General features: G+C 69.7%; 9 protein-coding genes. 2 read left to right on the top strand and 7 right to left on the bottom strand.

The window, feature by feature from the left end:
- The coding region (locus ABD357_RS23195; protein ID WP_344392591.1) for a GTP-binding protein at positions 1-491 on the top strand (491 nt) is incomplete at its 5' end.
- A 175-nt stretch (positions 492-666) separates the two neighbouring features.
- On the opposite strand, the gene ABD357_RS23190 is transcribed toward ABD357_RS23195, so the two are convergent.
- The 7 genes from ABD357_RS23190 to ABD357_RS23160 form a co-directional block, all read right to left on the bottom strand.
- Complete coding sequence (locus ABD357_RS23190; protein ID WP_344392590.1) at positions 667-855, bottom strand: acyl-CoA carboxylase subunit epsilon; 189 nt, start codon at positions 853-855, stop codon at positions 667-669.
- Between the two features lie 46 nt (positions 856-901).
- Positions 902-2,506 carry an acyl-CoA carboxylase subunit beta gene (locus tag ABD357_RS23185; RefSeq protein ID WP_344392588.1) on the bottom strand — a complete coding sequence of 535 codons (1,605 nt, stop codon included), beginning with the start codon at positions 2,504-2,506 and terminating at the stop codon, positions 902-904.
- Between the two features lie 155 nt (positions 2,507-2,661).
- Positions 2,662-3,918 (bottom strand): ABC transporter substrate-binding protein, encoded by a 1,257-nt coding sequence (locus tag ABD357_RS23180; protein ID WP_344392587.1) that lies wholly within the window; start codon positions 3,916-3,918, stop codon positions 2,662-2,664.
- On the bottom strand, positions 3,915-4,994 hold the full coding sequence (locus tag ABD357_RS23175) for a hypothetical protein (protein WP_344392586.1): 1,080 nt from the start codon (positions 4,992-4,994) through the stop codon (positions 3,915-3,917). Before ABD357_RS23175 ends, ABD357_RS23180 begins: the two co-directional genes overlap by 4 nt.
- A complete protein-coding gene (locus ABD357_RS23170; protein WP_344392584.1) occupies positions 4,991-6,400 on the bottom strand; it encodes a vWA domain-containing protein in 1,410 nt (469 codons plus the stop codon). Before ABD357_RS23170 ends, ABD357_RS23175 begins: the two co-directional genes overlap by 4 nt.
- A gap of 88 nt (positions 6,401-6,488) precedes the next feature.
- Positions 6,489-8,795, bottom strand: a complete 2,307-nt coding sequence (locus tag ABD357_RS23165) for a tetratricopeptide repeat protein (RefSeq protein ID WP_344392582.1) — start codon at positions 8,793-8,795, stop codon at positions 6,489-6,491.
- Positions 8,792-10,150, bottom strand: a complete 1,359-nt coding sequence (locus tag ABD357_RS23160; protein ID WP_344392580.1) for a S1 family peptidase — start codon at positions 10,148-10,150, stop codon at positions 8,792-8,794. The genes ABD357_RS23165 and ABD357_RS23160 overlap by 4 nt, the downstream gene beginning before the upstream one ends.
- 303 nt (positions 10,151-10,453) lie before the next feature.
- Between ABD357_RS23160 and ABD357_RS23155 the strand changes: the two genes are divergently transcribed.
- Positions 10,454-11,059 carry a YceI family protein gene (locus ABD357_RS23155; RefSeq protein ID WP_344392579.1) on the top strand — a complete coding sequence of 202 codons (606 nt, stop codon included), beginning with the start codon at positions 10,454-10,456 and terminating at the stop codon, positions 11,057-11,059.
- The last annotated feature ends 93 nt before the right edge of the window (positions 11,060-11,152 follow it).

The raw sequence follows: 11,152 nt of genomic DNA, 5'->3' as shown, positions 1-11,152 counted from the left end.
CGTTCGTCGGGGCCGTCTCGGAGATCAACCCGCTGCGTACCGAGGCCGTCATGACGTCCGCGTCCGCGGGCATCGACGACCTCACCCACACCGGAGACAAAACGACGACCACCGTCGCCATGGACTTCGGCCGCATCACCCTGGACCAGGACCTGATCCTGTACCTCTTCGGTACGCCCGGCCAGGACCGCTTCTGGTTCATGTGGGACGACCTGGTACGCGGCGCCATCGGCGCCGTCGTCCTGGTCGACACCCGCCGTCTCGCCGACTGCTTCCCGGCCGTCGACTACTTCGAGAACAGCGGACTGCCCTTCGTCATCGCCCTCAACGGCTTCGACGGCAACCAGCCGTACAACCCGGACGAGGTCCGTGAGGCCCTGCAGATCGGTCCGGACACTCCGATCATCACGACGGACGCGAGGCATCGGGCCGATGCGAAGTCGACTCTGATCACGCTGGTTGAGCATGCGCTGATGGCGCGGTTGCGCTAGCCGCGCGGTGCATGAAGGGGGCGCCCTCTCCGTTTGGAGAGGGCGCCCCCTTTTTGGTGCGCGGCTACCGGGTTGCCCCTATGGGTAGTTGGCCGTCTGCGGGCCGGGTGTGGCTGGTCGCGCAGTTCCCCGCGCCCCTAAGGGGCTTTCGGCCTCCTTCGGGGCGCGGTGGCTTTTAGCGCCAGCTGTGCGGGGCTCGGAAGCCCGGCTCGCGCTCAAGGCGGCGCCAGCCGGCCTTGGTGCGGCCTCGGTGGGCTGTGGTCGTGGGAGCGGCGGCGGCGCGGGCCAGGAGGATGGCCGTGATGGCGGCGACTTCCTCGGGCTCGGCGTGGCCCTTCTCGACGCGAATGTCAGGGGTGCTCATGGGCGTAAGTCTCCGTGAGTGAGGTTTCCGCAGGGGGACCGCAGCGTTACTGCGGCGGGTTGCCGTGCTTGCGGGACGGCAGATCGGCGTGCTTCGTGCGGAGCATCGCCAGCGAGCGGATCAGCACTTCGCGGGTCTCGGTGGGGTCGATCACGTCGTCCACCAGACCACGCTCGGCCGCGTAGTACGGGTGCATCAGCTCGGCCTTGTACTCCTTGACCATGCGGGCTCGCATGGCCTCGGGGTCGGCGGCCTCGGCGATATGCCGGCGGAAGATCACATTGGCGGCACCTTCGGCTCCCATCACTGCGATCTCGTTGGTCGGCCAGGCGTAGGTGAGGTCGGCACCGATGGACTGGCTGTCCATCACGATGTAGGCGCCTCCGTACGCCTTACGGAGGATCAGCGAGATCCGGGGCACGGTCGCGTTGCAGTACGCGTACAGCAGCTTCGCTCCGTGGCGGATGATCCCACCGTGCTCCTGGTCGACGCCGGGCAGAAAGCCGGGGACGTCCAGAAGAGTGACGATCGGGATGTTGAACGCGTCGCACATCTGCACAAAGCGCGCGGCCTTTTCGCTGGCCTCGATGTCCAGAACACCGGCCAGGGACTGCGGTTGGTTGGCGACGATGCCGACCACCTGGCCGTCGAGGCGGGCCAGGGCGCAGATGATGTTGCGGGCCCAGCGCTCGTGGACCTCCAGGTAGTCGCCGTCGTCGACGAGTTCCTCGATGACCTTGGTCATGTCGTACGGCCGGTTGCCGTCCGCGGGCACCAGGTCCAGTAGGACCTCGGAGCGGCGGTCTGCGGGGTCCTCGGAGGCCGCGTGGGGCGGGTTCTCGCGGTTGTTGGACGGCAGCATCGACAGGAGGTAGCGGACTTCGGCGAGGCACGTCTCCTCGTCGTCGTACGCGAAGTGCGCGACACCGGAGGTCTCGGCGTGCACGTCCGCTCCGCCGAGGCCGTTCTGGGAGATCTCCTCGCCGGTGACCGCCTTGACGACGTCCGGCCCGGTGATGAACATCTGCGAGGTGTCGCGGACCATGAACACGAAGTCCGTGAGCGCCGGGCTGTATGCGGCGCCGCCTGCACAGGGGCCGAGCATCACGCTGATCTGCGGGATGACGCCGGACGCCTTGGTGTTGCGCTGGAAGATGCCGCCGTAGCCGGCGAGAGCGCTGACGCCTTCCTGAATGCGGGCTCCCGCGCCGTCGTTCAGGGACACGAGGGGCGCCCCGGCGGCGATGGCCATGTCCATGATCTTGTGGATCTTCGTGGCGTGGGCCTCGCCCAGCGCACCGCCGAAGATCCGGAAGTCATGGGCGTACACGAAGACCGTACGTCCCTCGACGGTGCCCCAGCCGGTGATCACACCGTCCGTGTAGGGCTTCTTGGCTTCCAGGCCGAAGCCCGTGGCCCGGTGCCGGCGCAGCTGCTCGACCTCGTTGAACGAGCACTCGTCCAGCAGGAGCTCGATCCGCTCCCGGGAGGTCAGCTTGCCCTTGGCGTGCTGTGCCTCGGTCGCCTTGTCGCTGGGTCCGCGCAGGGCCTCCGCACGGATCGCGTGCAGTTCGGCCACACGCCCGCGGGCGTCGGTGGGTTCTCCTGCGGCTTCTGGGGCGGAGGATCCGGCATCGTCCAAAACGGTCATGTAGCGACCTTACGAAGTCCACCTACGAAAGCGGGCCGTCGACTCCTCACAGTCTCCGAGTCGTTTTCCTGGTACCCCTGAACAGAACCCGGGAGGCATGCGGGTCAACCACCAGCTCAGGGGCGGTCTGGCTTGTTGGGGTTCTACAAAGGGGCCTACTGTGGCGTGCTGCACACATCGGTGCGGGCGACCGGGTTCTCCTCCTGGGCTTCCTGGACCTTCTGGACGTCTTTCAGGATGTCCTCGACGCTCCCCCGCCCTTTGCCCTCGCTGTAGCGGGTGAGGGTCAGCAGGGTCGCCTCGTAGAAGGCGTCGCGTACCGCAGGGGGCATCACGTCCGAGGCGTCCAGGCAGCGAGGGGTGTCTGGGGAGGTGAGCCGCTCGGCGACTTCGCCCTCCACGTCACCGCTCCTGGGGCGGACCTTGTTGTTGGCGGAGAACACTCGGGCCAAGTCCACCCAGTCCTGCTGACCTGACTGTGAGGCGAGCCTGCCCAGCAGCTTCCTGGCCTGAGTGCTGTCGCTGAAGAGTGCGGCGAAGTCTCCGGTCACCTCATGGGCCTCCACCGTGTAGGGGCCACCGGGCAGCAGCTCGGCCGAGTCCATGAAGGTGGCCTCCTTGGCCCTTTTGCCATAGAAGAAAGGCGCGAAGGAGCCCTGGTGCTCCAGCGTGCAGTCGCCCTTGCCGAACAGGAGCCCGTTGCTGTCGTCGGGCCCTCGGTGGTCGGCGAGCAGGGCGGCCTTGGCCGCCCTCTTGTCTTGTGCGAGCAGGTCGCCCCAGGCCAGCCAGGCGCCCATCACCGGCTCCGAGGTCCATTTCAGCTCGCCGCGCACCCACCGCTCGTACGCCCTGGGCCCGGAACGCTGGAGCACCAGGTCCTCGATCCAGTCGCTGCCGGGCCAGCCGGAGGGGCCGTCGTCGCCCATACCGATGCACCAACTCGCGAGCGATGGAGGTGACTTGGGCAGTTCGGTGTCCTTGCGGTGCCAGACGATGCTCTTCAGGTCGGCTCTCAGCGGCACCCAGTACACCGATCCCGCGCCGTCGGAGGGCTGCCAGGGCGGGCCGTACTCGCTCTTCTTGTAGATGTCGAGGCCGCTCAGCTCCTTGAGGCGATTCCGGTGGGCGTACTCGGCGAGTTCACCGACGCCGGGCATGATCACGATGTCCGGTGGCTCGCCCGCCTGCACCTCGGAGAGCAACACCTCGCGCTGCGCTGCGGTGCCCTGGTACTCGTACGGGATGCCGAAGGTCTTGAGGAGCTTCTCGAACTGATCTCCCTGGGTGCCGGTCCAGGTGCCGAGGATGGTGACCTTCTCCTGGTCTTCGGTCCGGCCCGGCGCGGCGAGCTCGCAACCGGCCGCCGTGAAGAGCAGGGCGCAGACGAGGAGTACGGTGCGGAGCCTGGTCAACGGGCCCTCCAGTAGTCGGCGTTGAGCCTGCGGCCGATGCCGACGGCGGGTAGGACGGCGACGAGGATGCCGCCACCGAGCGCGCCGTAATACACCGAGTTCTGCCACTGACGGGTGCGGAGTTCCTCGCGTACGGCATTGGACATGTCGGAAACGGAGTTCTGGTCAGCTTCGAGCCGATCGCGCTGGGCCGGGTCCTTCGCCTCCGGGTCGCGCCTGGGCTGTTCCGCGACGCTTCTGATCTCGGTGAGCGTCTCGCGGGCGTTGTCCAGGTGCCGCTGGGTGGCGGTCGTGGCAAGGAGTGGGACCACGGCGAGGGCGACGGTGAGTGCGAGGGCGCCGAGGAGCCATGGGTTGTAGTCACGGCCGCAGCGGTCGCGCAGCACCCAGAGCGCGGACAGCAGCGTCAACGCGAGCATCAGCAGAGCGAGTTCGGCGACGACCCAGCCGGCGTACCCGACTGTGCCCATCGTGGCGAGCCGCTCCGCGCGATACATCTGCCGGTCCTGCAGCTTGTCCAGGCGCGGCACCAGGCCGACCTCGGCGCGGGTGAGCAGCGAGCCCGCCTCGCTGAACTTCTGGTCTTGTATGGGCCTGTCGTCGTGGTAATGGAGTGCGCCGAGCGTGATGGAGTTGCCGTACGAGTCGAGCAGGCCGTTGATCGTGCCGAGGTCATCCCTGGTTCTCTCGGCGAGCCGGGACAGGCTCTGGTCGGCCGCCGAGAGCTGCGACTGGTAGGTCTCCCCCGCGCCCCCCACGCCGTTGAGCTTCGCCCGGACCCGGTTGGCCTCCCAGTCGGCGCGCAGCAGCGCGAGGCGGGTCGCGGCCACGTCCTGCACCGCAGGGGCGGCCTGTGAGCGCAAGCCGTCGGCGCTCAGCACCACCTCGCGGTACGAGACGAGGAGCGCGCTGACCGCGACGACCGCGGTGACGGCCATCGCCAGGAGGTGTAACTCCAGGAGCCTGCGGGTCCGGTAGCGGCTGAGACGTCTGCGGTACGCGGCTGACGGCCCCGTTCCCGTACGGGCGCGGGCGCCGGCCGGTGCGGCGGGATGCTTCGTCGCCTGGTCGCTCACAGCAGTTGCCCTCCGCACTTGATGCAGTAGCGGGCCTCACGGCCGGCGCGGTGCTCGCAGTCCGCACAGCGCGGGCCGCTGCCTGTCCTGGCCGGAGCCTCGGTCAGCGGTCCGCCGGGGCGCGATCCGGCCCACAGGATCCTCTTGCCGAGCGTTTCGGTGTTCACCGTGGTGTGCAGCCGGATCCGGCCCGCCTCGACGTCGATGATGTCCGCGAACACACGGATGTTCTCCAGCACATGCTCGGCGCCGAGCCGCGTGGCAAGGCGAGCGGCCTCGCCCAAGTGCCGCTCGGCCATCTCGCGTTGCAGCGGATCGAGGGCGCGGAGGCCGGTGCGCAGAGCGAGGTGCATGGCAGTGGCTTCTTTCATGCTGCGGACACTTGCGCCGCCATCCGGATCCACGACGCAGGGCTTCCGATCGTCGGCGCGATGCCAGCGGGCGACAACGGGCACGGACCGGTCGCCGATGCTGACCATGGCGAACTGAAGGTCGGTCTCCAGCGGGTCGGCCTCGGCGTCGACGGCCAGGGTGAGCAGGTAGTCGCGGACACCGGACTCCCACTGGTACGTCGGGAACCGCCAGCGGGGCGGGTGTCCCGGCTCTCCCGGCTGGAACAGACCGCCGAGCCGGTGCGGCCGTGGCGCCTTCTCGCCCAGGCCGATCTGGCGGACGGTGGCCCGGGGGGTCACCTCGATGGGCAGCTCGGGGCTGTGCACGCGGCGCAGCCGCCGGATCGCCGCCGTGATCGCGTTGCTCAGCCGGTCCTCCACGAACTCGGCGGTGCCGTGCAGGCGTTCGGCGATGGTCAGCAGAGGCTCGGGCGCCCAGTCGTTGCCTACGGCCAGCACATCGCAGGTGAACTGCCCGGCGCAGGCGTCGAGTTCCTCGTCCAGGCGGGTGTCGCCGGGGCCGCTGCTGCCGTCGGTGATCAGCAGCAGATGACGTACGGACAAGGGGCGGGCGGCGAGCAGGGCGCGTGCCCGTGCCATCCACACGGCGTACCCGGCCGGGCGCGGGCCATCCCGGTGGAGGGCGAGGGCTTGGGCCGCGAAGGCGGCGCGGCGCTTGTCGTGCGTGTCGGCTATGGCCCACTCCTCGCCGCCGACCGGGTAGCACAGTTCCGGCTCGGGGCCGGAGCCGAGTACGGCGAAGGAGATGCCGTCGGGCAGGGCGCGCAGTGCCGCGGGCAGTGCGTGCCGCACAGTGTGGCGGTGCGGTTCGGCGAGGTCGAAGGCGATGATCACGGCGAGTTCGACGGCCGGTAGTTCGGCGGGGACGCCGGTGTCGGCGATCTCGACCCGCAGATGGGCCTCGATCTTGGCGCTGCGGTGGGGGCGCAGATCTCGTTCGAGGGCGACGGAGAGCCGAATGTCCAGCTGTCGCGGCCGGGTGGGGGTGCTCATGGGTTCCTCCAGCGCTCCTTCGGCATTGGTGCGCGCTTGTGTGCTTCGGCTGTGGCTGTCGCTGTTCCTGTGCGGGGCCGGCCCGGGGTCAGACGAGGGTCTGCGGTCGTATCGCGTGGGACAGGTCGACCAAGTGCTCGTGCGCGGTGGCCGAGTCCTGGTGGTGTGCAGCCAACTGCCGGTAGTGCTGCTCGAGTTGTTCGCGTACTTCGCGCTCCGCGGCCGGCAGCCGACGGCGCGGCCCGACGCGGTCGCTGCGTGCGTACAGCGCGTCGAGCTTCCATTCGTACAGCTCGGTACGCAGCCGCAAGGCCTCGTCCTCGGAGAGCCGCAGCTCGGAGGCGCCCGGCGCCTGTTCGCCGGCGCGCCGCAGCTCGTCGAGGCCGGCGTCCACGTCATCGGGGGCGGGCATCCGGTGTGACCCGGCGGGCAGCCGTGCGGCCCGGATGCGCAGGGCGGCGATGGCGGCCACGGTGTGGTCGAGCGAGCCGACGGGGACCCGGCCGAGCACGTCCAGGGCGGCCGCGCGGTCGCCGTCGCGCAGCGCGACCCTGGCCAGGCCCAGGGCGGCGCCGCCGTGCGAGCGGTTGCGGGCGAGCACCGATTCGTACAGCTGCCGGGCGGTGGGCTCGCCGCCCCCGCCCGCTCTGGCTCCGGCTCCCGCGGCCTCGCTGAGCGTTTCCAGGCAGTAGGCAAGCGCCAGTTTGGGCGCGTACTCGCCGGGCAGGTCGAAGCGAACCTGGGTGAAGTGCTCCTGGGCCTCGGCGACTTGGCGCGGGTCGTCGTCGAGGTCGGCGCGGCGCAGCGCGATCAGGGCGCGGTGCCACTGGAGCCGCCAGTCGCGTACGGCCCGTGGTCCGGGGATGGAGTCGGCGGTGTCGAGTTCTTCCTGGGCGCGCTCCAGGTCGTCCCTGCCGTCCCGGCCGACCAGGACCCGTACGTTGTGCAGGCAGATCTCCACCGAGGTGGGCCGCTCGGTGTCCTGGCTCAGGAGTTTGCCGGGGTCGTAGCCACTGCTTATCTCGAACTGGCTGGTCTGCGGGTCGCCCGGATAGCGCCGCGGCACCGGCAGATACCGGGCGATCTCGGTGGGGGTGGGCGCGCCGAGGTCCAGGGCGGGCGCGGTGGGCGGGCTGTGCCGGTCGCGGCGCGGGCGGGCCAGCCAGTGGTCGAGCCCGGGTACCGTGCCGAGCCGCGCGCCGAGCAGCCGGGCGGAGGGCCGGAAGTACGCGGAGGGCTCCGGCGGGTCGGTCTTGCCGCGCAGGGCCCGGATCTCCCGCAGCGCGCCGCGCAGTTGGCCGGCCATCTCCTGGGCGTCGGCGAAGCGTCGGCCGGGATCGTCACGGGTGGCGCGCTCGACGACCCAATGGAAGGAGGCGGTGCCGAGCCCCGGTACGTCGTCGCCGACGGCCCAGGTGGCCAGCTCGCGCAGGGTGACGCCGACGGTATGCAGGTCGTGGGCAACGGTGAGCGTGGCGGCGCCCTCCGTCTCGGGCGCCCTGTAGCCCGGGGTGACGTGGGCGGGCGGCTCGCTCTGGCCCTGCTCGCGCATCCCGCCGAGGTCGATGACCTTGACGCCGTCCTTGTGGTGCACGACGTTGGACGGCTTCATGTCCCCGTACACGAACTGCTTCTCGCCGCCGGCGTGCAGATGACCGAGGGCTTCGAGGATCTGACAGCCGTACGCCGCGACGTGCTCGATGTCGAGCACGAACTCCCCTCGCCGGGTCTCCTCCACGACCGCCTGGAGGGTGCGGTCGCCCACGTCGTCCATGACGATGTAGCCGCCGGTGACCTTGCCGGACTTGTCGCTGCGCGCGACGAAGTCGCGGATCTGGACGATGCGGGGGTGGCGGATGGCGACGAGATTGCGGCGTTCGACGTCCGCCTGCTTGGGGCCGTCCTTCTCGTACCGGTTGAGCAGACCCTTGACGGCGACCATGTCGCGGAGGTTGTTGTCGCGGGCGAGATAGACCCAGCCCTGGCCGCCGTGCGCGATGGGCCCGGTGATCTCGTACTTGTCGCCCAGAACAGCGCCTCGAGCCAGTTCGGGCCGGTACGAGTAGGGCTCGCGGCAGGCCGGGCAGTAGCCCTCGATCGGCACCGGGCCCTCGGTGTAGGGCGGGGCGAAGGTGATACCGCAGGCCGCCGAGGAGCAGGTCATCCGGATACGCAGCGGGGCCTCGGCGCTGATCAGGCGCTCTTCGGGGGCCCGCGGCTCGTGATCGGGCAGGGCCAGCAGCTCCTTGGGCCCGAACTCCATGGGTTTCTCGGGGAGTTGAGGCAGGCCCGGGTCGTTCTTTTCGGCGCGGCCGCACTCGGCGCAGTAGCCGGTGGGCAGTACGGCGCCGCCGCACGGGGCGCCGGTGAAGCGGCGGTGCGGGCAGGAGGTCATGCCTGTCCTCCGTGGGAGCGGAGGTTCGTGCGCACATGGAAGCCGATGTCCGTGCGCAGCCTCTTGATCAGCTTGCGCAGCCGCTTCAGCCGCTCCTGCGGATCGCTGACGCCGTCGATCACGCGGCGCTCGGCGCGGCGCAGATCGGCCACCAAGGTCTCGGAGCCGAGCGAGCCGCTGCTGACCACGCCCTCCTGGACCGCGCGGTTGACCTCGAGTCCTTCCAGACGGGTGAGCAGCAGGTCCGCGTGGCCCTCGAGCGCCGGCGTCAGCAGTATGTCGCGGGCCGCCGTCCAGCCGGTGCCGCCCTCGGTACGGAAGACGATCAGCAGCCTGAAGCCCACGCTGCGCAGCCTGTCCAGGAGCTCTATCAACGGCCGGGGCTCGGGCTCCTGGTCCAGGCCGTCGACGGCGACCGTGACGGGGCGACGGGGATTGCGCAGGGTCGGCGGGCCCGGACTGTGCTGAGTGCCGAGCAGCCAGTCCCAGTACGCCAGATACTGTCGTCCGGGCGTGTACGCGATGTAATCCAGGGCACGGTCTGCCAATGCGGGTCTGCTGGAATGGCCGCCCTGGTAGCGCAGCCCGGCGCGGTGCAGCAGGAACCGCAGCGAACGGTCCTTGCCGCTGTCCGGAGGTACGACGGTGATCTTCACCGGATCCTCGTCGGGGTCTTCGAACCAGGTGCGCAGCCGGCTCTCGAAGCCGTGGTTCCAGGCATCCGGATCGATCAGCTCCTTGACCGTGGGCGACAGTTCGGCGATGCGCTCGACGGGGATCAGATACGAGAAGGCGAGCAGGTTGTCGCCGGGCAGCGGCATCCCCCTGTCGCCGCGCCAACTGACGATCAGCCCGACCACCCGGGCCGAGTTCCGCTCGTCCGGCCTGGTGCACACGGCGGCGCCGCTGAAGCCCCGGCGGACGACTTCCCTGCGGTGGACGGCGTCCACCTGCACCCATTCCCCGCTCACGCCGCCGATCGTGCCGTGCAGGGCCATGCCGTCCTCGAACCCCTTCGCGTATCCTGTGGCATACACCGGGAGTCCGGCCCACATCCGGGGTTCCAGCGTGGCGGGGCGGGCCTGCGGGCGCGGGCTCGCCAGCCGGAGTAACGCGACGTCCTCGCCCTGCCCGTCGGGACCGGGCAGCCAGCCGCCCTCGGCGACACGCGCCGCCACCGGCTCGATCTCCCGGTTCTCGGCGAACTCCACCCACATCACGTCGTCCGGGTCACGCACCACATGCGCACACGTCATCGCGATGTCCGGAGTGATCAGCACACCCGCACCGCACACCGGACCGCTCGCGTCCCCGCGCCGCAGTCTCAACCGCCAGTCCGCCCGTAGCTCCCCCATGCCACATCAGCGTACGCGCGTCGCACGGCCCGTCCCTAGACTCTTGACCAGGATTGATAGGTCAACGAGCGGAAGACGGGCGGGAGATGACCTGGCAGGGCCCGGAACCGGCCAGTCCTGCGCCCGAGGCCCCGCGGGTCCAGTGTGACCCGCACGAGCGACCCCCATGCCCGCGTGGGGCCCGAAATACTTCCTGATACTTCCTGATACTTCCTGAGACCCGGAATACTCCCCTCGGGGACCTCGTTGAAGGTTAAACCAGCCTCGGTGCAGAGCCGAGGCTCGTCCCCCAAGGAGCCAGTCATGGGTCTCTTCAGCAGCAAGAACACCAGCGACACCACCACCGCCGCCGCCCCGGCCACCGACCTGTCCGCCCTCACCGGCGACTACACCATCGACGCGTCCCACACCACCATCGGCTTCGTCGCCCGGCACGCCATGGTCACCAACGTCAAGGGCAGCTTCAACGACTTCTCCGGCAGCCTGCACCTGGACGGCAGCGACCCGTCCCGCTCGACCGCGGCCATCGACGTCAAGATGGACAGCATCGAGACCGGCAACGCCGACCGTGACGGCCACCTCAAGAGCGCCGACTTCTTCAAGACGGACGAGTTCCCGACGATGACGTTCCGCTCCACCAAGGCGGAGTCCCTCGGCGGCGACGACTACCGCATCACCGGCGACCTCTCGATCCTCGGCACCACCAAGCAGCTCTCCATCGACCTGGAGTTCAACGGCGCCGCGAAGGACCCCTTCGGCAACGAGCGCGTCGGCTTCGAGGGCAAGGCGGAGATCCTGCGCTCGGAGTGGGGCCTCACGTGGAACGCGGCGCTGGAGACGGGCGGCGTCCTCATCTCCGACAAGATCAAGCTGAACTTCGACATCTCGGCGATCAAGAACGCCGCCTGATCCTGCGAGGTCCGTCTCTCTGCACTTTCCGACACGTCCCGCCGCTCTGGGCCGGGCGGAACTCCTGCGACCATTTCGTGTGCGTAGTGTGCA

This window comes from Streptomyces vastus (assembly GCF_039532825.1).
Lineage (GTDB): Bacteria > Actinomycetota > Actinomycetes > Streptomycetales > Streptomycetaceae > Streptomyces > Streptomyces vastus.
This window is presented reverse-complemented; position numbering and strand designations above follow the sequence as displayed.

What these genes read in the sequence shown, in the direction of transcription:
- ABD357_RS23165 (WP_344392582.1), bottom strand. Translation starts at nt 8,795, where the DNA reads ATGACCTCCTGCCCGCACCGCCGCTTCACCGGCGCCCCGTGCGGCGGC.
- ABD357_RS23190 (WP_344392590.1), bottom strand. Translation starts at nt 855, where the DNA reads ATGAGCACCCCTGACATTCGCGTCGAGAAGGGCCACGCCGAGCCCGAG.
- ABD357_RS23160 (WP_344392580.1), bottom strand. Translation starts at nt 10,150, where the DNA reads ATGGGGGAGCTACGGGCGGACTGGCGGTTGAGACTGCGGCGCGGGGAC.
- ABD357_RS23185 (WP_344392588.1), bottom strand. Translation starts at nt 2,506, where the DNA reads ATGACCGTTTTGGACGATGCCGGATCCTCCGCCCCAGAAGCCGCAGGA.
- ABD357_RS23155 (WP_344392579.1), top strand. Translation starts at nt 10,454, where the DNA reads ATGGGTCTCTTCAGCAGCAAGAACACCAGCGACACCACCACCGCCGCC.
- ABD357_RS23170 (WP_344392584.1), bottom strand. Translation starts at nt 6,400, where the DNA reads ATGAGCACCCCCACCCGGCCGCGACAGCTGGACATTCGGCTCTCCGTC.